Source organism: Sulfitobacter aestuariivivens (genome assembly GCF_014763045.1).
Lineage (GTDB): Bacteria > Pseudomonadota > Alphaproteobacteria > Rhodobacterales > Rhodobacteraceae > Sulfitobacter > Sulfitobacter aestuariivivens.
The window spans coordinates 746846-771461 of sequence record NZ_JACTAG010000002.1 but is presented as its reverse complement, the minus strand read 5'-3'; the positions used below and the strand labels follow the sequence as shown (position 1 = coordinate 771461).

General features: G+C 59.2%; 21 protein-coding genes. 6 read left to right on the top strand and 15 right to left on the bottom strand.

All coding sequences use genetic code 11. The annotated features are described in order from the left end of the window. Both H9Q16_RS13595 and H9Q16_RS13590 read left to right on the top strand, forming a co-directional pair. Positions 1-1893 (top strand): AMP-dependent synthetase/ligase, encoded by a 1893-nt coding sequence (locus H9Q16_RS13595; protein WP_191075969.1) that lies wholly within the window; start codon positions 1-3, stop codon positions 1891-1893. A gap of 35 nt (positions 1894-1928) precedes the next feature. Further along, positions 1929-3098, top strand: coding sequence for an ABC transporter substrate-binding protein (locus tag H9Q16_RS13590; RefSeq protein ID WP_191075968.1), 1170 nt, complete (start codon positions 1929-1931; stop codon positions 3096-3098). Between the two features lie 81 nt (positions 3099-3179). Here the strand turns inward: H9Q16_RS13590 and H9Q16_RS13585 are convergent, their stop codons facing one another. From H9Q16_RS13585 to H9Q16_RS13545, 9 genes are all read right to left on the bottom strand, one after another. After that, positions 3180-4232 carry a flavin monoamine oxidase family protein gene (locus H9Q16_RS13585; protein WP_191075967.1) on the bottom strand — a complete coding sequence of 351 codons (1053 nt, stop codon included), beginning with the start codon at positions 4230-4232 and terminating at the stop codon, positions 3180-3182. Positions 4233-4244: 12 nt separating this feature from the next. After that, entirely contained in the window at positions 4245-4913 is a 669-nt protein-coding gene (locus H9Q16_RS13580; protein WP_191075966.1) for a cupin domain-containing protein, read from the bottom strand. A 142-nt stretch (positions 4914-5055) separates the two neighbouring features. Next, complete coding sequence (locus H9Q16_RS13575; protein WP_216859416.1) at positions 5056-5715, bottom strand: TetR/AcrR family transcriptional regulator; 660 nt, start codon at positions 5713-5715, stop codon at positions 5056-5058. Further along, positions 5712-7010 (bottom strand): alpha/beta fold hydrolase, encoded by a 1299-nt coding sequence (locus H9Q16_RS13570; RefSeq protein ID WP_191075964.1) that lies wholly within the window; start codon positions 7008-7010, stop codon positions 5712-5714. The genes H9Q16_RS13575 and H9Q16_RS13570 overlap by 4 nt, the downstream gene beginning before the upstream one ends. Positions 7011-7015: 5 nt before the next feature. After that, complete coding sequence (locus H9Q16_RS13565) at positions 7016-8323, bottom strand: acyl-CoA dehydrogenase family protein (RefSeq protein WP_191075963.1); 1308 nt, start codon at positions 8321-8323, stop codon at positions 7016-7018. Further along, complete coding sequence (locus H9Q16_RS13560) at positions 8320-9366, bottom strand: 2,5-dihydroxypyridine 5,6-dioxygenase NicX family protein (RefSeq protein WP_191075962.1); 1047 nt, start codon at positions 9364-9366, stop codon at positions 8320-8322. The genes H9Q16_RS13565 and H9Q16_RS13560 overlap by 4 nt, the downstream gene beginning before the upstream one ends. Before the next feature lie 93 nt (positions 9367-9459). Then, positions 9460-10101: a flavin reductase family protein gene (locus H9Q16_RS13555; protein ID WP_191075961.1), complete on the bottom strand. Its 642-nt coding sequence runs from the start codon at positions 10099-10101 to the stop codon at positions 9460-9462. Further along, complete coding sequence (locus H9Q16_RS13550; protein ID WP_191075960.1) at positions 10101-11021, bottom strand: fumarylacetoacetate hydrolase family protein; 921 nt, start codon at positions 11019-11021, stop codon at positions 10101-10103. The genes H9Q16_RS13555 and H9Q16_RS13550 overlap by 1 nt, the downstream gene beginning before the upstream one ends. A gap of 4 nt (positions 11022-11025) precedes the next feature. Beyond that, entirely contained in the window at positions 11026-12153 is a 1128-nt protein-coding gene (locus H9Q16_RS13545; protein WP_191075959.1) for a cupin domain-containing protein, read from the bottom strand. A 195-nt stretch (positions 12154-12348) separates the two neighbouring features. Here H9Q16_RS13545 and H9Q16_RS13540 point away from each other — a divergent pair, with 195 nt between their 5' ends. From H9Q16_RS13540 to cueR, 3 genes are all read left to right on the top strand, one after another. Further along, a complete protein-coding gene (locus H9Q16_RS13540) occupies positions 12349-14028 on the top strand; it encodes an amidohydrolase (protein WP_191075958.1) in 1680 nt (559 codons plus the stop codon). A gap of 213 nt (positions 14029-14241) precedes the next feature. After that, complete coding sequence (locus H9Q16_RS13535) at positions 14242-16500, top strand: heavy metal translocating P-type ATPase (RefSeq protein ID WP_343067853.1); 2259 nt, start codon at positions 14242-14244, stop codon at positions 16498-16500. After that, positions 16497-16898 carry a Cu(I)-responsive transcriptional regulator gene (gene cueR, locus H9Q16_RS13530; RefSeq protein WP_191075956.1) on the top strand — a complete coding sequence of 134 codons (402 nt, stop codon included), beginning with the start codon at positions 16497-16499 and terminating at the stop codon, positions 16896-16898. Before H9Q16_RS13535 ends, cueR begins: the two co-directional genes overlap by 4 nt. Positions 16899-16996: 98 nt before the next feature. On the opposite strand, the gene H9Q16_RS13525 is transcribed toward cueR, so the two are convergent. The 4 genes from H9Q16_RS13525 to H9Q16_RS13510 all read right to left on the bottom strand — a co-directional run bounded on the left by H9Q16_RS13525 (position 16997) and on the right by H9Q16_RS13510 (position 22279). After that, positions 16997-18211 carry a type II secretion system F family protein gene (locus tag H9Q16_RS13525; RefSeq protein ID WP_191075955.1) on the bottom strand — a complete coding sequence of 405 codons (1215 nt, stop codon included), beginning with the start codon at positions 18209-18211 and terminating at the stop codon, positions 16997-16999. Further along, the gene (locus tag H9Q16_RS13520; protein WP_191075954.1) at positions 18208-19743 is read right to left on the bottom strand and encodes a GspE/PulE family protein; all 1536 of its coding nucleotides are present in this window, start codon (positions 19741-19743) and stop codon (positions 18208-18210) included. The genes H9Q16_RS13525 and H9Q16_RS13520 overlap by 4 nt, the downstream gene beginning before the upstream one ends. Further along, positions 19676-21640 (bottom strand): type II secretion system secretin GspD, encoded by a 1965-nt coding sequence (gene gspD, locus H9Q16_RS13515; RefSeq protein ID WP_191075953.1) that lies wholly within the window; start codon positions 21638-21640, stop codon positions 19676-19678. Before gspD ends, H9Q16_RS13520 begins: the two co-directional genes overlap by 68 nt. Positions 21641-21793: 153 nt before the next feature. Then, positions 21794-22279 carry a type II secretion system protein N gene (locus H9Q16_RS13510; RefSeq protein WP_191075952.1) on the bottom strand — a complete coding sequence of 162 codons (486 nt, stop codon included), beginning with the start codon at positions 22277-22279 and terminating at the stop codon, positions 21794-21796. Between the two features lie 98 nt (positions 22280-22377). Between H9Q16_RS13510 and H9Q16_RS13505 the strand changes: the two genes are divergently transcribed. Next, the gene (locus H9Q16_RS13505; RefSeq protein ID WP_191075951.1) at positions 22378-22896 is read left to right on the top strand and encodes a hypothetical protein; all 519 of its coding nucleotides are present in this window, start codon (positions 22378-22380) and stop codon (positions 22894-22896) included. On the opposite strand, the gene gspM is transcribed toward H9Q16_RS13505, so the two are convergent. Both gspM and gspL read right to left on the bottom strand, forming a co-directional pair. Then, positions 22893-23384 carry a type II secretion system protein GspM gene (gene gspM, locus H9Q16_RS13500; RefSeq protein ID WP_191075950.1) on the bottom strand — a complete coding sequence of 164 codons (492 nt, stop codon included), beginning with the start codon at positions 23382-23384 and terminating at the stop codon, positions 22893-22895. The two genes, H9Q16_RS13505 and gspM, sit on opposite strands and share 4 nt — an antisense overlap. Beyond that, positions 23381-24571: a type II secretion system protein GspL gene (gene gspL, locus H9Q16_RS13495; RefSeq protein WP_191075949.1), complete on the bottom strand. Its 1191-nt coding sequence runs from the start codon at positions 24569-24571 to the stop codon at positions 23381-23383. Before gspL ends, gspM begins: the two co-directional genes overlap by 4 nt. Positions 24572-24616 lie beyond the last annotated feature (45 nt).

Genomic DNA, 24616 nt, shown 5'->3' with positions numbered 1-24616 from the left:
ATGAATGTCATTACCGACATACCGGAACAGGTGACCATCAAGGGTCTGACCTTTAACAAGGATCTCACGCGCGCGCCGTTCTATGTGGATGGCTTTGACACGCTGCCCAAGATGTTTATGGACCGCTGCCGTGCGCTGACCACGCAAACAGCTCACCGCGAAAAGGATTTCGGCATCTGGCTTGAACACAGCTGGACCGATTATTTTGAGCGCGCGCGGCTGATCGGGCTTGGGCTTTATGACTTGGGCATGCGCCGTGGCGATGTGGTGTCGATCCTGTCGGAAGACAACAAGGAATGGATCTATACCGACATGGGCGTGCAGTGCATGGGTGGTATCGTTTCGGGGGTTTACACAACCGACTCTGCCGCTCAGCTGGAATATCTGGTCAACGACAGCACGAGTTCATACCTGTTCGTCGAAAATGACGAACAGCTCGACAAATACCTTTCCGTCAAAGCAAAGATGCCCGGGCTGAAAAAGGTCATTGTCTATGACCGCACCGGTTTGCACGATTTCTCTGATGCGGACGTGATCTTTATCGATGATCTCTACAAGATGGGTGAAGCGGTGTTTGCCGCAAATGCGTCCCTTTTTGAAGATGAGATCACCAACGGCAAACCGGATGAAACGGCGATCCTTGTTTATACCTCTGGGACGACCGGGATGCCCAAGGGTGTTGAGATCACCCACAGTAACATCATGGCAACCATCGGGGTCGGCCAGCAAAAGCTGCCAGTCGAACCCGGCGATGAGCAGGTTTGCTTTCTGCCGCTCTGTCATATTTTGGAACGTGTGGTTTCTGTTGTTCAGCCCATCGCCGGGCGCACCATCGTGAACTTCGCCGAAAGCCCTGAAACAGTGTTTGAGAACATTCAGGAGGTTTCGCCTTCTATTTTTACCGGCGTGCCCCGCGTTTGGGAAAAGATCTATAGCCGCGTTTCGATCCTGTTGCAGGATGCCACGCCCACGGCCCGCTGGCTGTTTGATCAAGCGCTGAAAACGGGCAAGGCCAAGGCGGAACTGGAACTGGCGGGCAAGCCTGTCCCGGCATCGCTGAACATGCGCTACCAGATGTATGATCTGCTTGTCTTCCGGAATGTCCGCAGGATGCTGGGTTTTGATAAACTGCGCCGCGGTACATCTGGCGCTGCCCCTATTTCTGCGGAACTTTTGCTTTGGTTCCGGGCCGTTGGCGTGAAAATCTTTGAAGGATACGGAATGTCCGAAAGTGCGGGCATCATCACGGTGACAAATCCCGGTGAGGACAAGCTGGGGACAGTGGGCAAGCCGATTGAGTCGGGCCATCTGCGCATTGCGGACGATGGAGAGGTCCAATACAAGGTCGGTAACGTCTTCAAGGGGTATTGGAACAAGCCAGAAAAGACCGCCGAAACCTTTACTGAGGACGGCTGGCTGCGCACCGGCGATGTCGGTCTGATCGACAACGAAGGGTTCCTGCGGATCACAGGGCGTCTGAAAGACATCATCATTACGGCGGGCGGCAAGAACATCACCCCCGCCGAAATCGAGAACAGGCTGAAATTTTCACCCTATATTGCCGATGCCGTCGTTGTGGGCGACAGGCGCAAATTCCTGAGCTGTCTTGTCATGATTGATCAGGAAAACGTGGAAAAGTTTGCGCAGGACAAGCGCGTGCCTTTCTCAAACTTCAAAAGTCTCTGTGCTGCTGACGAAGTGCGCGATTTGATCGGGTCGGTGGTAGAGGAGGTGAACAAGGATTTTGCCCGTGTAGAGCAAATCAAGAAATTCCGTTTGATCGATACGCTTTTGACCGCTGAAGACGAAGAACTGACTGCGACGATGAAGCTCAAACGGGCGACCGTCGAAAAGAAGCACAAAGTGCTGATTGACGACATGTATGCTGAATAAGTCATACGCTTAACCAAAACTAAGGGAGTAACTTTATGAAAAATATGCTGAAAACAGCAAGCACCGGTCTGGCGCTTTCGCTTGGACTGGCCACCGCCGGTCTGGCGCAAACGCAAGGCGTGACCGACAGCGAAGTCATCATTGGGTCCAATCAGGACATGTCAGGCCCTTTTGCGGCCTTTGGCGCGCCTGCCATCACGGCGGCCAATCTCTACTTCGATGAGGTCAATGCCGCGGGCGGTGTGCACGGTCGCCAGATCCGTCTGGTGGTTGAGGATCACGCCTATCAGATGCCCAAGGCCATGTCGGGCCTCAACAAGCTTGTGAACTCGGACAAGGTTTTCGCAATGCTGCTGAGCCTTGGCACGCCGATGAACATCGCTTCTTTCCCACTTCTTGAGAACAAGGGCGTTCCGAACATCAACCCACTGACCGCCGCCCGCCAGATGATCGATCCGCCATCACCGATCAAGTTCGCCGGTACGTCTTCGTACTATGATCAGATGCTGACGGCGGTCGAGTACATGAAGACCGAACAGGGTCGCACAAACGTTTGCGCGATGTACATTCCGTCCGACTTTGGGATCGAAATTCAGGAAGGCGCTGTGGATGCCGCCGAGAAACTGGGTATCCCGTTCCTCGCGGAAACCAAGCACAAGCCGGACGAACTGGATTTTGTCGGGTCTCTGACGCTTCTGAAAAGCGAAGGGTGTGATCTGATTGCGGTGGCGCTGGGTGTGCGTCAGGTGATCACTGCGGTCGCCACGGCCAAGAAGATCGGCTGGGATGACGTCAAATTCCTTGGCGCCTCCGCGTCCTTCCACACGGCAATTGCCAAAGTGCCGGGTGGCGTGACCGAAGGTTTCTATGCCGCCGCAGGCTGGTCCGATCTTGAGGCACGCCTGGGTGAGCCAGAGGTTGGCGCATGGGTCAAGAAGTACAGCGATGCGACCGGCGAAGCACTGCCCGGGACTGGCGCTCTCTTGGGTCACTCGGCGGCTGTCTTGTTGGTCAAGGCGCTTGAAGCGGCCGGGCCCGACCTGACTTCCGAAGGGTTTATCGCGGCGATGGAAGGTTTGTCTTACGAGGACAAGATCGCCAACAACACCGTCGATTTCAGCGCAGATGATCACCAGGCGGCGGACGCCATCGTGATAAGCCGTGTCGAAGGTGGTTCCTGGGCCGAAGTGGCGCGGATCGACTGATCAACGATCACCAAGCAGACCGAAAGGCGCCCGGACTACCGGGTGCCTTTTTTCTTGGCCAGATGAAGGCCACCACGGTCATCAGAGCAAGCGCGCGGTCGCGTTTTCAGCAGCCTCGAGCGCCCCTTCAAGATAGCCACCGAACTGCGGCGCGACTTCGGTCCCTGCAAAAACCAGCCTGCCGTCCCATAGACCGTCCAGGGGCTGCGGCAACCCATAAGCAGGATGTGCGCTAAGCGGCTGCTGATCCAGCAGACTTGCGGTGTATGTGTCGCGCGCCCAGTCCTTGATGGAGAGCATCGCAGGTCGCGCAGCGGCTTCCCCGAAAAGCCTTTCCAGTTGTCTGGTTACTGCGGTGCGAAGCGCCGTTTCATCCTGACGGTGCTGCGGGGCAATCCCGATGAACCCAAAAAGCGCACCCATACTGCCGTCTATGGGCGACGCATCGTGAACCTCGACCATTGGGCCACGTTGGCTCATCGCGTCACCCGATAGACCGGCATCGCGCCAGAACGGACTAGGGTAAACCGCTACTGCCTTGGCCTGACCTGCCATCCATGTCGGAACCGCGCACATCGCTTCATGGGCGGGCGCGTCCAACGTAGGGGCAAAGGTAATCTGGTCGGCGATCAGGCGCGGGGGAAGGGCCAAGGCCACAGCCTTGGCCGTCACAGACCGGCCCGTCTTGAGACTCAGTGAAACCCCGTTGGCGATTTGTGCGATCGAGGTCACAGCCGCGCGTCGGTGCAATCGCGCAGGCGGCAAGGTTGAGACAAGCGCATCAACAAGCTCTGTCATGCCACCTGCCAGACGCAGCGAACCCTCCATTGATGCGTAGCTACGGCCTCTTTGAACCTGCCCGCTTTCATCTTCAAAGCTCAGCATGCCCTCGGCGTGCTGATCGAACACTTTCAGATCAAAACGCGCGACCATCTGTGCCATCCGGGGCTGACCGGGCCAGAACCACGCCGGGCCCATATCAAAGACAGTGTGGCCGACGGTCTCGGTCTTGATCCGCCCGCCAAAGCGGTCGCGTGCCTCAAACAGCTGATAGGAAATATCCCTGCGATCCAGCACTTCTGCCAGGGCAAGCCCAGCCAGGCCGCCGCCGACAATCGCGACATCAGTTTCCATGCTGCTGCGCGATCAGATGGCGGGCGGTTTGGCGAAAGGCAGGTGACCGGATTTCACCCAAACTTTAGCCCCCTGCGCACCGGCGACAGCCAAGACGCGTTGCCCTTCGGGAACGCGCAACCATGACCCCTTGCGCAGATCGTCGTTGCCGTCGGTCACCTCGCCGGCGATGACGAGAATTTCAATGCCCCCGTCATCCGTAATTTCGAGCCGTGCAGCGGGATCTAAGCGATGATAGGTCACCCTCTCTCCCTGATCTTCATGCAGCAACGCGGACGCAATGCCGTTTGTCGACGCACCCAACTCCTGATCCATGGATTTGCGAAATTGTGTGCGGTCGTCCAAGTCAAACTGCCAGAGTTTCACGAATATCGTGCAGCCCGGTGCCGACCCGGGCGTATGTTTCGACGTCGGTGGATTTCGCACATAGGTGCCTTCGGGAAAGTCACCGTGTTCGTCCTGAAAAACCCCGTCCAGAACGATAAACTCTTCGCCGCCTGTGTGGGTATGGGCCGAAAATTGGCTCCCCGGCGCATAGCGCACGATGGACGTGGCCCGCGCCACTTCGCCGCCAATCCGGTCGAGCATCCGCCGGTCCACGCCCGGCATTGGGGACGCTTGCCAGTCCAACGTGTCTGAGTGGATGACAACCCGGTCTGAGAAATCAGCGTTCAATTCCATGGGGGCGTTCCTGCGTAGCGAAAGGTTGGTATGAACAGATACGCATTCAGCCGCCCTAGACCAGAGATTTTCCAGGTCGGCTGCAGTCAACTAACTGTGACACCTGCCATGGCCGCGCTGCATTGAGGCGTGTCGGAGCCTATCAGCGGTTAAGAAGTTTTGCCAAATCTTCGAGGTCTTGGGCGGAGTTTACGCCATAAGCCTTGAGAAACACCCGCACACCATTTTCGACGTATCGCGCTGTCTGCGCCGCACTGGGCAGATTGTCCGGCTCGTGCAGGGCGCGGTTGCGCGGGGCAGACAGTATCAGACCCCAGAAATCTTGCGCCGCCAGTTCAGCGTCATCAAACTGTAGCGCGCCGCACGCTTTTTGCGCCTCCATAAAGGTGATCAACCGGTCCAGAACACGGTCTGGTCCCGATGCCTGATAGGCGCGACCCACATCCGGAAAGCGCTGCGCTTCGCCGATGATCAGCCGTGCGAGAGACAGATATTCGGGCCGCATGACGATGTCCGCGTAGGCGCGCGCAAAACTCAGAAGTTGTGCGACGTGGTTGGTGCTTTCCGGGGTGTCAAAAACCTCCATCATCCGATCGCGGGGGGCTGACATCATCGCCTTGAAAAGGGCGTCCTTGCTGTCGAAGTATTGGTAGAGCGTTGGCTTGCTCAGGTGCGCAGCTTCCGCGATACGCTCCATTGTGGCGGCGCTGTACCCCATTTCGGCAAAGACCTGTATCGCGGCGGTCAGGATGCGTTGCTGTTTTTCCCGCCGATTAGATGCGCGCCGCGACACTCTCGTCACCCTACGACCCTTTTGATGAAGCCGGTCAGGGACGCATTGTAGAGATCAGGTTTTTCCAGATTGCAGACATGGCCCGCTCCGGTGATCACTTCAAAGTGCACATCGGGGAATTGTGACGCATCCCAAATCCTTTCTGACACACGCCTCATCTCCTCAGGGGGGGCAAGGCGGTCGTGTTCACCGGTCATCAGCAGCACCGGCATGGTCAGCCGTGAGAAATCGAAGGTTTCAAGCGGGTTCGTGAAACAGCGCAAGGCATCGCGATAGGTCTGCGCCGGGATTGCAGCCATTGAGGTCGTCAGGGCGCCACGCATCTCCGGTGATGCGTCCGGTCCTGCGATCACGTCAACGACGGCTGTTGCAAAGTCGGCCGGCGCGCGCCCCTCATCCGAAGGCACCTCACGGCTGATGCGAAACGCGTCACGCTCGTCCGGTCCTGCTTCGGACATGCCGGTGCATCCGCCTGACAACACCAGCCCGGCAAGGCGTTCGGGGTGCCGCATCGCAAAGGACGTGGCGATCCAAGCGCCATAAGACAATCCACACAGGACTAGCCGCCTTGCCCCGAGCACATCGCAAACCCGCTGGATGTCAGCGCAATAGTCATCGACCGTTGACTGTGACGCTCCGAGGCTGCTGCCACCGTAGCCCCGCAAATCCAACGCTGCGGCGCGGGCATAAGGCGCGATGGCTTGCAATTGCGGGTTCCAATTGTCGCGATTGCCGCCAATTCCGTGCAGGAACAGAACCAGCGTATCCGAACCCTCAGGTGTGATGGTGATGGCCAGCCGGGGCAGGCTGTCGATCTGCATTTGATCCAAGGTGATCTGCGAGGGTGGTAACAAACCGGTCTCGCCGCCAGCCGCGTGGCCTGCGGCCGCTTCGACGATTGCCTTGACGCCAGCGTCGAAAACAGCTTGCGTGCCTGCGGCAATCGCATCGGCGCGCGCGGCGGTCGCCTCGATGGTGGCGCTCATGCACACAACGGTATCACCGCTTCTGGCCTCAGTGATCGCGAGCCACCCGCCATAGCGGTGCGCACCTTCGATGCCGTCAAGATGGGTATAGCCCATGCGGTGATCTGAGTTGCTGAAGTAAGTCAGCCTCTCGCGATAGAGCGTGTCCTCGCCTGCCACGGTAAAGGCGCGCACGATATGGCCGGCATCATCCGTTTCAGCCCGCATCTCATTAATCGCGGGATGCCATGGATCGCAGAAATCGCACACAACTGCCCAGGCCTGGTCCTGTGATATGACGCCGGAAGTGGCGGTTGCGCGGATGCGGCGGGTCGTCATCGTCCTTACTCCGCAGACAGCTTTTGCCCGTCATATCCGCGCCAGATCGAGGTGCGGGCGCCGTGTTCGTCCCCGGGCGCATCGTCAATCTCGCCTTCATCGTAAAGCGCAAGAACAGACATGTAGTCTTCCATGATTTCGGCCGTAAAGGGCAGCATAAGCGCGCCACACCGGCTGTCGCGATAGATCCGCTCCAAGGGCAGAGACTTCAGCATCGCCTGCCCGCCGCAGGTGCGAATGGCAAGTGCGGCAATCTCCTGTGCGGCCTCCATCACGTTGTACTGTGCCGCATACATGCGCATGACTTGTGCCTGAGATGGAAAGCCCTGCGCCTCGGTGAATGCTTGCCACCAAAGCGCCCGAACAGGGGCAAGGCGGGCGTACATTTTGCCCACTGCAAGCCGCTTGGTGGTGAACATGCGCCGGTCTGCGGGCGGCATTCCCGGTACCTCGCCGCGCAGGTAGGCGACGGTAAAATCATACGCTGACTGCGCCACGCCCATATAGGTTGGCGACAACGTGGCCATCACATGCGGCCAATGCGGCAGCGTTTTGATGAAGATACCGCGGGGCATCATCATGTCCTCTTCGGTAACGAAGACATCCCTGAGGATCAGATCGCGCGAGTTTGTTCCGCGCATCCCCAACGGGTCCCAATCGCCCTTAACCTCCAGACCGGGACTGTCCTTGTGCACCACGAAAATCATCGTGTCTTTATGGCGCGGCTCAATACCTTCGAAGCGTTCGGTGCAAACGATAGAGTAATAGTCGCAGTACCCCGCCAAAGAAGCGAACTTCTTGAAGCCTGTGATTTTCCAACCACCCTCTACCTTGCGGCATTCTGTTTGTGCGGGCTTTGAAGTCCAGTTCTGCCCCGCCTCTGAAATTGGCTGCGAATAGATCCCTTGCTCTTTCACGGCCCGACGGAACTGCCGTTCACGCAACGGGGCAAATGCCGCTTTCTCCTGCGCCGTCAGATGGGGCATTTCGTACATGAAACGCGACCACATCATTGAGGAATTGTGCATGTTGAATGTCAGCGCTGTCGCGCCGCAAAACTTGCCAATCTCCGCGCCAACCATGGCATATTCACCCAGGTCGAACCCCTTGCCGCCATATTCCTCTGGCACGGTCAGGGTCATGAATCCCTCGGCGGCAAGATCCTTGTAGTTTTCAACCGGAAAGCTTGCGTCTTCGTCGATGCCATAGGCGCGTTCGGCAAAAATTGCGCCCAGTTGGTTGATCCGATCCAGCACCGCTGCCACTTCGGGACGTACGCGGTTCATATCGTAATAGTCAGCAGGGACGCTCATGCCAGATCTCCTTGCAATTTTCCGTCGATGACAACCTCGCGCCCGTCGAGCGCGATCGTGCAGCCGCGCATGGGCAAATCAAAATGGCCATGTGTAAAACGGCCCGCGTATTGATTGGCACCCGTGGACCACAGGAAATTTCCGGCCCAGGCCCGGAATTCGACCCCCTGCATGTCGCGCTTGTCATAAAGCGCGCCTGACACCCAGCGTGCGGCTGGGTTCATGCCCCAGCCAACATGGCTGAACCCGTAAGCCTGCGGATCCTCCCAGGCCTCCATGTAGTCACGGAAAAGCGCAGCATCCAAACCATCGCCCTTGATCGCGGTGACAAAGTCATTCTGAACCTCAAAGTCGATCTGGCTGGACAGGTAGGTTTTGAATGTCAAGTTCATGTCGCCCACGTCCATCACGATGCGGCCGTTCACCGTGCCGGGGCCGGGAAAAGCCAGGCAAAGCCCGCCGGGCCAATGGGACACAGCACCTGGTGTCGTGCCAAACCCCGGCGTGCCGCCGCAGGGCGCATCTGTCAGGTCCACAGTCAGGTCAGTGCCTGCCCTTGAAGTCACACGCATCTCGTGCGCGTCGCGTAGCATCTGAATTCCCAGTTCAACCTTCGGGCCAAGAGCGGCGGTTGGTTCGGTACGCTCCAGAATCTCCGGATGCTCGTTCGTGACCACCAGAATGCGTGCGCCGGCGTCTTCGATTTCTGGCCATTCGGGGGCGTGGATCATGCCTTCGACAGTGCAATCCACGATGACTTCGCACTGTTTCATCGCCTCGATAGCAGCGCGATTGTGCTGGATCGCCAGCGAGGTGCCCGTGCCCTTGACCGGCACAGGCGCGGTTTGTGGGGGGGTCGGCATCTGCAGCATGCAAAAGGACGCGCCCAGATCGTAAAGCGCCAGTTCACTCAAGTGGATGAGCACCGGGCGCGACTGCGTTTCGCTGATCAGTGCCACAGTGGTACCTTCGGTGATGCCGTTCAGGGCAAAGACACGACGAAAGGCCGCCAGCCATTTCCCTTCAATACGTTCCTGGAGCATGAGTTTCTTTCAAAAACTTTACTGATGAGTAAAGTTTTTGATTGTCAGGGCGGCAGAGTCAAGCAAAATCAAGGGGCAGAGCAGCCCGCAGCCTCACCGCTTTTGTGGCACCGTCCCATCCCAATTATCCCACGTCGGGCGATCCAGATCGAAAGTGTCCTGCGCCCGAACGTAGCTGCTGCCATAGGATCGTCCGACCAGATCCAGTTTCGGCGTATCGATATACGCCTGCTCAACGTCCAGCAGGCAATCGTCGTCAATATGCACTGCAAGCACCCGGCCGATCACCACTGTCTGCTGGGGGCCGGTCACAACGTTTGACAGCGACCGGCACTCAAACGCAACGGGGCTTTCCGCTATCCGGGGTGGGGTGATATGCACCGATGGAACAGTCTCCAACCCGGCGAGATCCAGTTCTTGGGTCCCGGTGGGCGCATTGACTGCCGTGACATTCATCTTCTCCACCAGCCGCTCAGGGACAAGGTTCACCACGAACTCACCATGATCGAGGATATTCTGCGCCGTGTCCTTGAAGCCCTTCTCGGGATCGGCCAGCAGTCCGATCGCGACTGTTGGCGGATTGGCCCCCATGCCGTTGAAAAAGCTGTAGGGCGCGGCATTCACGCAGCCATCCGCCCCCTTCGTCACGACCCATGCAATCGGGCGGGGCATGATGGTGGCGGCCAGCAGCTTGTAGGCGATGCTGCTGTCGACCTGATCCAGATCGTAGCGCATCAGTCCGGTGTTGCGTCAATGATCGGGTGACGCAATGTGCCGATGCCTTCGACACAAGCCACCACGGTATCGCCGGGCCACATCCACTCCTGCGGATCGCGTCCCGCGCCGACGCCTGCGGGTGTCCCGGTGGCGATGACATCGCCGGGCTCCAACGTGATCCCCTGCGAGATATCGGCAATCAGCTCGTCGACCTTGAAAAGCATCTTCGCCGTGGTGTCACGCTGCTTTTCGACACCATTGACCGTGAGCCATAATTCAAGTGTCTGCGGATCGGTGATCTCATCCGCCGTGACGATGCAGGGACCGAATGGCGCGTAAGTGTCCTGCCCCTTGGAATAAATCCACTGCCCTGCGCGCCGATTATCCCGGGCCGAGACGTCGATCATCACCGAATATCCAAAGACGTACCGCAGCGCTTCCGCGCGCGACACCCGCGATGCAGTGCTCCCAAGAACAACCGCCAATTCCACTTCCCAATCCATTTGCTGGGTGATCTTCGCGTTATGTTCAATAGGTTCGCCGGGCCCGATTACGGCTGTAGGCGGTTTGGAGAATATCACAGGCTGTTTGGGCAGGCTGTCGTCGGTATCCAGCGCCCGGGCGCTTTCAGTGACGTGATCTGTGTAGTTCAGGCCAATGCCAAAGATGTTCTTGCGCAGCTTGGGGATCGGGGCCAGCAATGTGACACTGCTCAGCGCGGTTGCCGTGTGGATGGGCGGCACATTTCCGATCTGATCCAGCAACGCCCTGAGGGCAGCCAGCCCCGGGCGCCCGGCGTCAATCAGACCCAACATGCTGTCTGGCATCGCCTCTCCGAACGACTGGCCAAGTTCGGCGGTATCGATCACAAGATCATCCTGAACGACACCCAGTCGGGCCTCACCCTCCACACCATCGCGGTAGGTCACCAATTTCATAGGTCTATGCCCCAATCACCGGTTGGTTGCCTTTATTGTCACCAAGGGCTTCCTCGCGATAAAGCCCAAGACTGCGCATCACCGGCAGATCATTGAGGCAGAAGAGCACTGCGTCTTCGTTCTCTGATCCATTGGCATGCTCGTGCCATGCCCAGGACGGCACGCAAAAGATGTCCTTTTCTTCCCAATCATACCGCTTGCCGTTGATCACCGAATGGCCCGAGCCTTTGGCTACATGGTACAGATAGCTGCCGGTATGGCGATGTGCCTTGGTGTGCTCGCCGGGGCGCAGCAGCTGCATTGAGGCACCCATGGTTTGCATCACCGGGCCATTAGTCACTGGATTGACGTAGTCCATCATCACCCCGTCAAAGGGTGAACCATCCGTGGCCTCCGCGTACTTGCTCAGCGCCTCATATGTCGGTTCCCACTCGTATTTGAACATGGGGCTGTACCCCTTTGTCCAGTCGCCGCCACCCGGTGTCAGCCCGGGGTTTCCCCATGTTTTCGTCATGTCATCGACGGGGTAAGCGACAGGTTCGCTGAGGTCCGGATGCACCTGGAAAAAGTTCGCCTCCAAGGCGTTGACCAGCGGGATGTCGAGCCCGTCCTGCCAGATGCAGGGCGTGCCGTCCGCTTCGACTGCGTGCTCATGCCATGTGCCGTTCGGTGTTAGCACAAAATCATTGTGGCCCAGTGTCATCTTGTGGCCATCCACGACAGTGTAGGCCCCTTCGCCTTCCATGATAAAGCGGATAGCGCTGGCGGAATGGCGATGCGCCGTGGCTGTCTCGCCGGGGTTCATCACCTGCAGGCCTGCGTAAATCCATCCAACGGCAGCAGAGACGTCCCGCCGCCCCGGGTTGTTGAGATAGATCACCCGCCGCCCGGCCTTTTCGGGCGTGACAAGTTCAACGGACCGCAGCACATGTTCGCGCAGCTGCTTGTAGCGCCAGACCACCGGGACGCTTGCGCTTTGCGGCTCCCATGGTTCAATCTTGTTGGCCACGGTCCACAGCGCGCCAGTCTCGTATTCGGCAAGCTCATCGTAGTAGGCCAGCAACTCCGGTGTGTCTTCCACATTCGCGCGACCGATCACGTCGTCGCGGTGGTCATTGTTCTGCGTGGCCATCCATGCTCCCCCATTTGGTGTCAGGCACAGCTTGCACGAAAAGCCTGCCCGACAAAAGGTGCAGTGCAACCGCAAATTCACGAGACCTCGCCGCCCTGAGCCTTTAGGCTAAGTGCAATTTGAGCGAGGGGTTAAACGTGCCCCCTTCGGTAGCCCTGCGGTGCAAGGGGCCGCCAAAATGAACGGAGATCCTTCATGACGCCCGACATCATCATTCACAATGGCAAGCTGATGACATTCGATACGACGCAGCCAGACGCGCAAGCGATGGCGATGGTGGACGGGACGATCACCGGGGTCGGCAGTGATGCGGAAATCAAGGCGATGGCAGGCATCCGGACCCGGATGATCGACGCAAAGGGTGGCACGGTGCTGCCGGGTTTTATCGACAGTCATGTACACCTTTTCGGCGGTGCGTTCGAGCTTGATTGCCTGAACCTGTACGGCATTGAGGGAATGGAAGCGATGAAGGCGGCCATCCTGCCTTATGCGGATGCCAATCCGGATGCGGATCTTGTGTACGGTGTCATGGCGGACTACGCGATATTGGGCACCGGCAAGACGCCCACGCGCCACGATCTGGACCGGATCCTTTGCGATCGACCGCTGGCGATGATTGCGCCTGATCACCATACCGTCTGGGCCAACACGAAGGCGCTGAAGGCCGCGGGGCTTTTCGATGGTGGGAAGGTCGAGGCAGGCTCTGAAATTGTGATGGGCGCCGATGGAAAGGCCAGCGGCGAACTGCTGGAACCCGGCGCTTATGGTCCGGTTATCACAATGACCGCGCTGGGCGGGCGCGAGGCGCTGGGGCTTGTGACCGGGCGCGATCCACAGCCTGCAGCGACCTCAGATCAGCGCGCCAGGGACAAAGATGTGATTTCCCGCGGCCTGGCCCATTGTGCGGCCCAGGGGATTACCGGGCTGCACCTCATGGACGGAAACCGGTATCAGTTGGAATTGCTGAGCGAACTGGAGGCCGAAGGCCGCCTGAAATGCCGTTGCATGGTTCCGTTTCATTTCAAGGGCAAGGACGACATTGCGCGCATCGCGGCTGAGGGTGTGCCCCTGCGGGATGATTTTCAGGGCAACAAGGTCTGGTGTGGACATATGAAGATGTTCATCGACGGGGTCGTTGAAAGCGGAACCGCGCTGATGCTTCAGCCCTATCCCGGCGATTTGGGCGCGGGCGGCAACATCGGCGATGAGGTCTTCGAACAGTCGCATTTCGTCGCCGCTGCCATTGAGGCTGATCGTCACGGATTCCAAATTGCAGTTCACGCCATCGGAGACGCGGGCGTACGCCGTACCATCGACGCCTATCAAGCTGTGCGCGACGCCAATGGACCGCGCGACGCACGCCACCGGATCGAGCATCTTGAAGTCATGCACCCCGACGATATCCCGCGACTGGCAGCACTTGATATCGTTGCATCTATTCAACCCGGGCACGCACCGTTCGGCCACGTATTTCCGTCCACCGGTACCGAAGAGTACCTGCATGATCATCAAATCCCGGGCGCCTATGCCTGGCAGGCGATCCGCGCGTCAGGTGCAAAAGTGATCTTTTCAACAGACTGGCCGGTCACCCCGGTTGACGTCATGCCGAATATCAAATCCGCCATTGCGCCACACCATCTCGGTGCGCCATGGACCGATCAGACACAAAGCCTGCCGGATACGCTGGCCAGCTACACGCGCGACAATGCCTGGGTCGAGTTCAGCGAAGACCGAAAAGGTCAGCTCAAGGTCGGGATGATGGCTGATGTCGTGATCATGAGCCACGATCTTACGTCCCTGCCTCCTTCTGACATCACGCAGGCTAGCGCAGTCACGACGATTTGTGATGGCCAAGTTACCCATCAGGCGTCCTGAACCACCAGATACTGCTTTCCAGTGCAACTTACCTGCCAGAACGGCCTTGGACCGCCGATATCCCGCCAATTCGGTCTGGCGTCATCAAGGCATGCTGAGCGTGAATGTGTCCCAAGCTTGATGTTTCCTGCCGTTTCGCGCACTGCTCCCTTGACCTTCCAGTAAGGGGAACCCTTATACCAAAGGGCAGTACACTCTATGAAGGTAGAAACCATGTCATCCGACACACTGACATTTACGGTTCAAGGGCTCAGTTGTGGTGCCTGCGCTGCACGTGCAGAGCGAGCGCTGGGCGCTGTGCCAGGTGTGGTGTCGGCGCAGGTGAATTTGTCGGCTGAGACCGCCGTAGTAGAAATGTCACCGCAGGCTGGCTTGCTAGAGGCGCTCAAGACGGCCGCACAAAACGCCGGTTATCCGATCGCTTTGCGAAAGTCAGCGCAGGATCGCGCTCAGGGCACTGCAGACAAGGATGCAGCGCGTACCGAACTGCGGCAAATGTTCTGGATCGCACTCGTTCTTAGCCTGCCGGTTGTGGTGCTTGAGATGGGCGGGCACATCTTTCCGCCATTCCACCACTGGGTGGCACGGACAATCGGCATGCAGACCAGCGGGATGATCCAGTTTGTTCTGACCACACTGGTACTCATGTGGCCCGGGCGGCAGTTTTTCGCGCTGGGCGTGCCAGCCCTTGCCAAGGGGGCGCCGGATATGAATGCGCTCGTGGCGGTGGGCACGTCGGCCGCATGGGCCTTTTCGACAGTCTCTCTCTTTCTGCCGGGGGTGCTGCCTGAAGGCACCGCCGCCTTCTATTTTGAGGCTGCAGCCGTGATCGTCACGCTTATCCTGCTGGGCCGGATGCTTGAGGCACGCGCCAAGGGACGCACCGGAGAGGCCATTCGCAAACTTGTCGCGCTGCAACCCCGCACGACAACGGTGGAACGGGACGGTCATGAGGTCGAGCTTGCGATCGATAAGGTCCAGCGCGGTGACATCTTGCATGTCCGACCGGGTGAAAAGATCGCTGTCGACGGCGTGGTATTGACGGGCAGTTCTTATGTCGATGAAAGCATGCTGACGGGCGAGCCGATGCCGGTTGAGAAAACAGCCGGTGCGCACGTCGTGGGCGGCACACTCAACGGGAACGGCGCGCTGCGCTACAGTGCGGAGGCCGTTGGCGAGGAAACCACGCTGGCGCAGATCATACGCATGGTCGAAGACGCGCAAGGTGCGCGCTTGCCCATTCAGAATATCGTCAGTCAGGTGACGCTCTACTTTGTCCCCGCCGTGATGGCTGTTGCGGCGCTCACTGTGCTGGTCTGGCTGCTGCTGGGCCCCGACCCGGCCCTTGGACATGCGCTTGTGGCCGGGGTTGCGGTGCTGATCATTGCCTGCCCTTGCGCGATGGGGTTGGCCACGCCCACATCTATCATGGTGGGCACGGGCCGCGCTGCGGAACTGGGCGTGCTTTTTCGTCAGGGTGATGCGCTGCAAAAGCTGCAGGGCGTGGATACGGTCGTGCTGGACAAGACCGGCACACTGACCATCGGCAAGCCCGTCGTCGCTTCTTTTGACGTCGCCAAAGGATACGACAGCGCAGAGGTTCTGCATCTTGTTGCATCTGCCGAAGCGTCCTCGGAACACCCAATCGCGCGCGCACTGGTGGCAGAGGCCGCACACAACGAGGTGACCTTGACCCAGCCAGAGGCATTCACAGCCGAGGCAGGTTTCGGCGTGAAGGCACGTATCGAGGGCAAGGATCTTTTGATCGGTGCGGCACGGCTGATGCGGCGCGAAGGCATCGATCTTGCGGCGTTCACATCCCACGCGCACCGGCTGGAAAGCGAAGGACGCACGCCGCTTTTCGCGGCAATAGATGGCAAGCTTGCGGCAGTTATCGCGGTATCCGATCAGGTCAAACCGACCACGCCTGCAGCTCTGGATGCCCTCCGCGAGATGGGCCTGAGGATCGTCATGCTGTCCGGTGACGCCCAGCAAACGGCAGAGGCCATTGGCAGAACCCTGGGCATTGCTGAGGTCGTGGCGGAAGTTCTGCCGGGCGAAAAGGTTTCCGAGATCAAGCGCCTGCAAGACGCAGGGCCCAAAGTGGCCTTTGTGGGTGACGGCATCAATGATGCACCAGCCTTGGCGGCGGCAGATGTCGGTATTGCCATCGGAACTGGCACGGACGTGGCGATTGAGGCGGCGGATGTGGTTCTGATGGCGGGTGATCTGCGCGGCGTGGCCAACGCGATCGAAGCAAGCCGCAATACCATGGCGAATATCCGTCAGAACCTGTTCTGGGCCTTTGGGTACAATGTGCTCTTGATCCCGGTCGCCGCGGGGCTGCTCTATCCGGTCTGGGGCGTATTGTTGTCTCCGATGTTGGCGGCTGGTGCGATGGCTATGTCAAGCGTGTTTGTGTTGTCCAACGCCCTGCGCTTGCGTTGGATGCCCCCTGCGGTGCCGGCATGAATATTTCACAGGTCGCGCTCAGATCGGGGCTGCCGCCCAAAACGATCCGGTACTATGAAGACATCGGGTTGATTGCGCCGGATAGGGGGGCGAATGGCTACCGTCAGTTTGCTGACGAAGATGTGCACAAGCTGACGTTCCTCAACCGGGCCCGTGCTTTGGGATTTACCATAGAAGACTGCCGCAAGCTGCTCGCGCTTTGGGAAGATCAGACCCGCGCAAGCAGCGATGTCCGCGCACTGGCGCGCGAACATCTTGCGCGAATAGAAATGAAGATCGCTGATCTCAACGATATGCGCCGTACGCTGGCTGATCTCGTGGACGCCTGTGCAGGCGATGACAGACCTGACTGCCCGATACTCAAGAGGCTGGACGCGCCACTTGATATTCGCGACTGACGGCGGCACTTGAATGGGATCAAAGCCGTTTCGCAAATGGTTCTGAATGCGCCAGATCGCCCAGCATGCCACCGCACGCCGCCGGCTCGGCAAACCACCTAGCCTGCGACCACCGCCTGCAAATCGAAGATCGGCAGCAAGATAGCCAGCACGATAATCAGCACCATGGCCCCGACAACCATCATCAAGGCAGGCTCCAGCAAAGCGGCGATACGCTTGCGTTCCGTTGAAAGACCGTTTTCCACCAACACTGCGCTGCGATCCGTCATCGCCGCCAGTCGGACGGAGGTTTCGCCAGCCTGGATCAATTGGCGCGCGACAGGTGGGATGATGGACAGGTGCCGCAAAGCCTGAGACATGGTTTCCCCCTTTGCGATCGCGTCACTGACCTCGTCCCCTTCAGTGCGAAACTGCGCGATGTCCAACACATCAGAGGCATTTTGCACAGCAACCGGGACGGTGTTGCGACTGCTAAGCACCAGCGCAAGGGTGCGCAGGTATTGCACAGCGGCGGACAGTCGCATGAAGCGCCCCACCAGCGGCAGCCGCAAAAATAATGTATCCCGGCGCGCGCGCAGGGTGGGCACGCGTGCGGCGGCGATGGCCAGACCGATCAGGCCGGTAATGGCGACCACGATCAACAGAAAATTGGTCTGGATCCAGTTGCTGATGCCAAGCACCACTGTGGTGATCTGCGGCAAGGGTTGGTCCGACAGGTCATACATCGCCACGATTTCAGGTGCGACGTTCACCATCAGGATGCCGCAGACCAGCAGTGCAACAGCCGCCACAAAAGAAGGATAGATCAGAGCGGTTGAAATCTGTGCCTTGTCCTCGCCCTGGTTTTCCAAATGGTCAGCAAGTTCCGAGAAGACGCCTGCAAGGTTGCCTGCCGTCTCGCCTGCGCGCACTGAGGCAATGTAGTAGGGCGCAAAGCCAGCTTGCGCCGCTACCAAAGCATCCGACAGGCTGGCACCATCCATCAGCCGGGCGCGGGTGCGTGCGGCCACGGTATCAAGCGCCGGATGCCCGCCTTGCCGCACAGCTTCGAGGGCGGCATCAATGGGCAGTTCTGCGCCCACAAGCACCGCCATCTGCCGGGTAAACACCGCCTGCAAGTCTGCGTTCAAGACGGTCCGGCGGCCGGCGCCAAGGGAAAAAGAGCGCGATTTGGCGTCGCGTTCGGCAAGTTCCGACACGAAAAGACCGTTATCGGTCAATTGCGCTGCCGCATGCGACTCCGTTTCTGCCACAACCGTTCCGCTACGGCGCTTTCCGCTGTCCGTGTAGGCGATATAGGCATAGGCTCTCATGCCACGTCGCCTACCACGCGCAGGTTTTCTTCCAGACTGGTGCGCCCTTCGGTGACTTCCATCAGGCCCTGCCCAAAGAGGGTCTCAGCGCCGTCCAGCGCCAGATCGCGCATTTCGGCTTCGCTGGCACCGCGATCTATGGCAGCGCGCAGGGATTCGCCCACTTCGACCATTTCAAAGATCCCGATACGGCCTGTGTAGCCGGTGTTGTTGCACGACGGGCAACCCTGAGGTCGGTAAATCCTGTCAGGGACGCGCAGGCCATGGCGGTTGAAATGCGTCGTCTCGCTGCCGGTCGGTTCATCAGCGATACGGCACTCTGTACACAGACGTCGCAAAAGGCGCTGGGCAATTACGCCGCGCAGGGTTGCCGCGATGAGATAATCATCAAGGCCCAGATCACGCAGCCTGACGACCGCGCCCACGGATCCATTGGCGTGAAGTGAGGAAAAGACGAGGTGACCTGTCAGTGCAGCCTGTGCAGCCACGCTTGAGGTTTCGCCATCGCGGATTTCTCCCACAAGGATGACGTCAGGGTCCTGGCGTAACGTCGCACGAAGACCATTGGCGAAAGTCATGCCAATGTCCGCATTGATCTGGGACTGCGAGATGCCCGGCAGATCATATTCAATGGGATCTTCCACCGTAACAATATTGCGTTCGTCCCGGTTGGCGAGTTTCAGAAGCGAATAGAGCGTTGTGGTCTTGCCCGCACCGGTCGGCCCCGTCGCAAGGATGATGCCGTTTGGCAGCGATGCGAGACGATGCAACAAGGTGACCTGCCTGTCCGACAGGCCAAGTTCCGTCAATTCCATCAGCCCTGAGGATCGGTCAAGGATCCGCAGCACGATGCGTTCGCCATAGTTGCCGGGCAGCGACGACACGCGGGTGTCAATCATGCGCCCACCCAGCGAAAGAGGGATGCGACCGTCTTGTGGCAACCGGGTCTCCGCGATGTCCAGACCAGCCATGACCTTGAGCCGCGACACCACGCGCTTTACCGGAACATCTGCACGATCAAGGACCGTTTGCAGAAAGCCGTCCACACGCATCCTGGCGCGCAGACCGCCCTCGTAGGGCTCGATATGCAGGTCAGACGCGTTGGCCGTCACTGCACGGCGCAGCAATTGGTTGACCAGTTGGATCACCGGTGCTTCGCCGGGGTCTTCCAGAAGGTCGCGCTGGCGGACTGGGCCCTGACCGGTGGTTCCCGAGGTGTCCTCAAGATCGAAAAGCAGCTTGTCCTCGGCATCGGAAGCGGAGGTATCGGACTGATAGACGCGTGCCAGCGCCGTTTCGAACCCCTGGGCCGTTTCATACACAACCTGCAAGTCATCACGTCGCGCCGCCCGCCGCTGCGCTTCGCGCAGACCAAAGGTAGTCGCCTCGGGGCCCAGGATCAGTGTGGTGCCATCCAGCAAAACCTGCTGGTCGCGTGCAAAGACAAACGGCAGGGTGCGGGTGTCAGTATTTGCCGTCGAACTTGAGCCTGCTGGGGAGCGGCGGGTAGTTTCGGGTCTGTGCAAAGTCATCCACGAATCCAGCGTCAAAAGGTTGGTTCAAGTCTGCTCCATCAAACGGCAGTCCGGCGCGCGAGGTGCGGGGGTATCTTCCATCATCCGGCGGCTGGATGGCAAGGCCTGCCTTCTTTGCTTCGCGGGCAAGCTCCGTGGTCAGGTGCTTGGCCTCGCGGTCGTTTTCGACCACGCGCGGGCGCAGCATGACCAACAGCACCCGTTGGTTCTTGCTGGAGTTCTTGGCGCGGAAAAGGCCTCCGACAAGTGGCAGCTTGCTCAGGCCCGGCACCTTTTGTGCGGTTGATCCCGAGCCGTCTTCCAGCAGTCCGCCCAACATGATTACATTGCCGTCGCGTACCAGTACTGTGGTAGACAGCGAACGCTTGGCCGTGATTTCACCACCCGCAGAAGACGAATTCTGCGTCAGGTTTGACACTTCCTGTTCGATCTCCATCCGGACAGTGCGGTCGGCGTTGATCTGGGGCGTCACCTTCAGCGTGAGGCCCACGTCCTGTCGTTCAATGGTCTGGAACGGATTGTCCACATTGGTGGATTCCCCCACCTGTGCGAAAGAGCCCGTCACGAAGGGTACGTTTTGTGCCACGACGATCTCGGCCTCCTGGTTGTTCAGGGTCATGATGGACGGCGTGGACAAAAGCCGTGTCGACGTGGTCGAGGCGATTGCGCTGATCAGAGCGGCGATACCGTTGCCAGAGGAATTGATCGTGCCCCCCCCGATATATCCGCCATTGCCTGGCGTCGGCACGGCGGTGCCTTCACTGTTAAGGACGGACGACAAGAGACTGGTCAGGTTTGTCCGCCCATCAAGCGCGAATTCCACCCCCCCAACAATGGCATCGTTCAGAACCGCACCGAATTGAGAGGAAAGATCGGCAAACCCGTTTACGGACATTTCGAAAATGACCGCTTCGACCAGCACCTGTGAGGGGCGCCGGTCAAGGAAATGGATCATTTGCACGATATCATCCAACCGCTCTTCGGGCGCGGTGATCAAAAGAGTATTGGTCTGGGTTTCGGGAATGATGCGAATAGGCGGGGCGTTTGCTTCGGTGGATTCATTGGAAATTGCGCGGGTGACAACATCTGCCAACGTGGTGGCATCAGCATAATTCAGCTCAACCGCATGTGAAGATACGTTGTTGCGCTGCGTGTCGAGGCGGGCGGATAGCGCGCGCAACTGGCGGCGCAAATCATCTGAGCCAGAGACAACCAGTGCGTTGGAGCGGCGATCCACTGAAACCGCAGCCCCTTCGGGGACGATCCCCATGCTGTCAATGACCTGCAACACCTCTGCGGCATTGGCGTTGCGCAGGCGGATCATCTCGATCGGTTGCTCGCGCGGCGTATCCAGACGGCGCACCAGCGCTTCAATACGGGCATGGTTTTGGCCCCGATCAGACAGGATTAGAAGCTTGGATCCCGCAACCGGTGTCAGCACTGCCTCGGCCGGCAAAAGCGGCCGAATGACCTCTACGATATCATTGAGCGGAACATTCTCTACTTCGATCACGCGGGTCTGAAAGCCCTTGGGGGCAGTGCGTGGTGCACCTGACGAAAGTTCGCGCGCAACGTTCATTGGCACAATACGATCCACGGTCCCGCCATTCACGATGGTCAGCCGGTTGAGCTCAAGGACATTGAGAAAGACTTCGAAAAGCTCCTGAGGTGTCAACGTGTCTGGCGCAATCACCGTGACGGTGCCGCGCACGCCGGGGTCGATGACAAAGCTCTTTCCGGTGGTCTCCGAAACGATTTCGGTAAAGCTGCGCAGATCTGCATCGCGCAAATCCAGCTTGACCTGGGCATCCGCAGGGCCCGCAAAAACGAACACTTGCGTGCATGCGACTAATAGGGCCAGCACCGCTGCCCGAAGGGAAAATCTGTGTGACATGACTGCTCTCTGCCTCGCGCCCGTCCAGTTCTTTTGACCGGATTTCAGGGCTTTGCCATGAATATGAATATAGCTTAGCGCAGTTTGGCGGCTTTGGCACCTGCTGATTCGTCATATCAGCGTAATGTGGCGATCCTGCCGCGTTTGGGGCGGCTATTCTGTGACGAATCCCAGAAGTGTCAGGTCATCCTTGCCGTTATCGATCCAGAGCCCTTGTTCGTCGATGCGTTCGATCACGACACCCTCCAGCAGCTCATCACCGACGCGAAACACCTGTTCGCCAGTGGGATGCGATACCATGGCCCAGACCGTATCATCCGCGCGCACAACACCTCTAAGACGAAACCCAAGGCTTTCGATGGGGGGTCTTGGCGGCTGTGGTTCAACCACTGGGGCAGGGGGCTGCGGTTCAGTCACTGGGGGCTGCGGCGTAGGTGGTTCGATCTCACCAAAAAGCGCGGGCCATTTCCGCGGAGGTTCCGCGGTGACCGTCGATGGCGCATCAGACGCGGTGGCCGGAGCAACCAAAACCACCTCTTCAGGGAGTGACGGTTCAGTGAGAGTTGCATGCAAGCGTTGCCCGGCGAGACCAGAAGCCGCCAGTGCCAGCAGTGTCATAATCGCAGCAATCAGCCGCATTCTCTGCCTCCAAGGCTTTGATACACTTGCTTTTGTCGCGCAGTTTGCGCTTGCATGGTAGGGTTCAAACAAACAAAAAAACAAGATTGAGCAGGAAAATGCAGGCAAACAGAACCGCCCGGGCCGGGATACTTGGCCTGTCTATCTTACTAATGTCCAGTTGTGCCGAAGTAGGTACAGTGGGTCAGAAATCATTTCAGTCGCAATATACCACGGCCCGAACCGCGCTTGAGAAGGGACAGTTCGACAAGGCCAATCGCGCATACCTGCAGATGCTGCCGGATGCCGGTGCGTTGGAGCCGCGCCTCAAGCTAGAGCTGTCGCACAGTTATCTGCGGGCTGGAAACTTTGACAAGGCTGCGCAAATGGCTGGTAATCTGGCCAACGCCCAACAAGGCACAGGCCGTGCCGCCGCCCTGTCTGTTCAAGCGACGGCGGACCACGAGATTGGCTTGATAGCGCTCAAGAAAGGCGACAAGGAAACGGGAAAAACGCATCTGGAACGCGCCAAGCTGGCGTTGACCGAGGTGTTGGAGAAACATCCCGACCTTGATCCGTTGGGTGGTATGGCCGGTCGCATGGCAAGCATCGAGGTGCGCCTGAACGGCATGCGCTAACTTTGTGGGGCCAGCGACAGTGTCGCGCTGACCCTGCCTGACGCATTTGTTGCTTCAAACCGAAAACTAGTGATGTCATAGCCCCAGGTCGGTTTGTTTGCCGAAATCCAGTTGGCCAGCGTGACAAACCGAACCAGATCAAAGCGCAGTTCGATCACCCCCGCATCACCAACGCCCAGATCGCTGATCTGGTCGCGCAGTCCCGCGTCAATCAGGCTTTGTTCCAACCCGCTCGAGCCGATGGGCGCGCTCCGCACCACATCGGGCGCATCGCCAAACGTATTGAGCTCAGCCACCCTTTCGCTGACCCAGATCCCCAGAGCGCGCGCCTCTTGGTGTTCGGATTGGGCCTGAGCGCGCGCTTCCTGCAGGGGGATCACCACGGCGAATGCCAATAGGAGTGGCAGGCAGATCAGCATAAGCGCGCCCAACAGCACGCGTTCGCGCGCGGTGCGGCTGAGCAGGAAGTCAATTAACCGCGCGCTCATTGTTTTGCCCCCTCAGCAGGCTCCGGCGGTGTCAGCCGGAGATCTGCGCGCACATTTGATGCGCCTTCGGTGACTCGAGATTCCACCACATTCACCCGAAGGCCTGCGCCTCTCAGCGCGGCGGCAAGGGCGTCAACGGCGGCAAAATCCGCCACCGTCACGCTTAACGCCAGTTCCTGGTCGGCGCCCGCCAGGGCGGTTTGCGTCGTTGCCCCTGTCTGGGTCAGGACACCTGATGCGGTGGCAAAAAGATCAAGTGCCGTGACCTGAGACTGCCAACCCGTGGCGGCAAGACGGCGCTCGGCCAGCGTCTGGCTGACCTGTATGCGGATATCCAGCAACGGGCCCGAGGGTACGAAATGCGCGCGCACCAGATCGGCTGTCTGCGCGTTCAACGCCGCTGTCATATTTTGCAGTCGGCGCGTTTCGACCATTTGGGTTGCTGCCCACAGACCAATGGCAAAAAGCCCCAGCAATACCGGCCAGCGCCACGGCAATACCCGTTTACGCATCCGCGCACGGGCAAGTTGCGGATCACGTCGCAGGTCAAAAGCCAGCTCTCCGTGGCCCAGCACCTTGGGATCAGGCAGGTCGAGTGCCTTCAGCGCCTCGGCATCCTCGACCACGGCGACGCCGTGCTCTTCGGCAAGGGCCACCAAGCCGATCACATCGGGATGCTGCAGCCAGATCGCCTTGGGTACGTTGTCCGTTTCCTTCAAATGTAGATCAAGCATCGCGCGCGCGACTTCAACCGGGGCGGTAAACCCATCGTCCGGTCCCAGACGCGCCATCACGGTGTCGCCCTTGCGGGCGATGGTCCAAAGACCGGCCGCTGTCGGTAATGCAAGATAGTCCGGCAACAGCGCACGACAGTTTGCGCCAGCTGCTGTCTTCCAGCCTTCAAGTTGACCGCTGTCAACAATCATCACCTTCGACCAGGCGTCCCCCATTTTGGGGGCATGGATCGGGCGCATTTCGGCGTTTGCATCCAGCCCGGCGCGGTCCAGCAATTGGCGTCTTGCGACTTGCTCGCGGGATTGTCCGCGCAGGCCGGGGGGCAGATCAAGGGACAGCACGGGTACTTCGGCGCCGGGCACGAGGGCAACCTGCTGCGCACCGGGGGGCGGGCCGCTTTCAATGAGGCTGACAAACCTGTCGCCCAAGCCCTCTCCCTTTTGATTTGCCACAGCTTTCCCGCGTTTTGCATGGTCTGCGCACACGATGCCGGGAAA

Coding starts and splice junctions, on each gene's coding strand:
- H9Q16_RS13595 (WP_191075969.1), top strand. CDS start 1: ATGAATGTCATTACCGACATACCGGAACAGGTGACCATCAAGGGTCTG.
- H9Q16_RS13590 (WP_191075968.1), top strand. CDS start 1,929: ATGAAAAATATGCTGAAAACAGCAAGCACCGGTCTGGCGCTTTCGCTT.
- H9Q16_RS13585 (WP_191075967.1), bottom strand. CDS start 4,232: ATGGAAACTGATGTCGCGATTGTCGGCGGCGGCCTGGCTGGGCTTGCC.
- H9Q16_RS13580 (WP_191075966.1), bottom strand. CDS start 4,913: ATGGAATTGAACGCTGATTTCTCAGACCGGGTTGTCATCCACTCAGAC.
- H9Q16_RS13570 (WP_191075964.1), bottom strand. CDS start 7,010: ATGACGACCCGCCGCATCCGCGCAACCGCCACTTCCGGCGTCATATCA.
- H9Q16_RS13565 (WP_191075963.1), bottom strand. CDS start 8,323: ATGAGCGTCCCTGCTGACTATTACGATATGAACCGCGTACGTCCCGAA.
- H9Q16_RS13560 (WP_191075962.1), bottom strand. CDS start 9,366: ATGCTCCAGGAACGTATTGAAGGGAAATGGCTGGCGGCCTTTCGTCGT.
- H9Q16_RS13555 (WP_191075961.1), bottom strand. CDS start 10,101: ATGCGCTACGATCTGGATCAGGTCGACAGCAGCATCGCCTACAAGCTG.
- H9Q16_RS13550 (WP_191075960.1), bottom strand. CDS start 11,021: ATGAAATTGGTGACCTACCGCGATGGTGTGGAGGGTGAGGCCCGACTG.
- H9Q16_RS13545 (WP_191075959.1), bottom strand. CDS start 12,153: ATGGCCACGCAGAACAATGACCACCGCGACGACGTGATCGGTCGCGCG.
- H9Q16_RS13540 (WP_191075958.1), top strand. CDS start 12,349: ATGACGCCCGACATCATCATTCACAATGGCAAGCTGATGACATTCGAT.
- H9Q16_RS13535 (WP_343067853.1), top strand. CDS start 14,242: ATGTCATCCGACACACTGACATTTACGGTTCAAGGGCTCAGTTGTGGT.
- cueR (WP_191075956.1), top strand. CDS start 16,497: ATGAATATTTCACAGGTCGCGCTCAGATCGGGGCTGCCGCCCAAAACG.
- H9Q16_RS13525 (WP_191075955.1), bottom strand. CDS start 18,211: ATGAGAGCCTATGCCTATATCGCCTACACGGACAGCGGAAAGCGCCGT.
- H9Q16_RS13520 (WP_191075954.1), bottom strand. CDS start 19,743: ATGACTTTGCACAGACCCGAAACTACCCGCCGCTCCCCAGCAGGCTCA.
- gspD (WP_191075953.1), bottom strand. CDS start 21,640: ATGTCACACAGATTTTCCCTTCGGGCAGCGGTGCTGGCCCTATTAGTC.
- H9Q16_RS13510 (WP_191075952.1), bottom strand. CDS start 22,279: ATGCGGCTGATTGCTGCGATTATGACACTGCTGGCACTGGCGGCTTCT.
- H9Q16_RS13505 (WP_191075951.1), top strand. CDS start 22,378: ATGCAGGCAAACAGAACCGCCCGGGCCGGGATACTTGGCCTGTCTATC.
- gspM (WP_191075950.1), bottom strand. CDS start 23,384: ATGAGCGCGCGGTTAATTGACTTCCTGCTCAGCCGCACCGCGCGCGAA.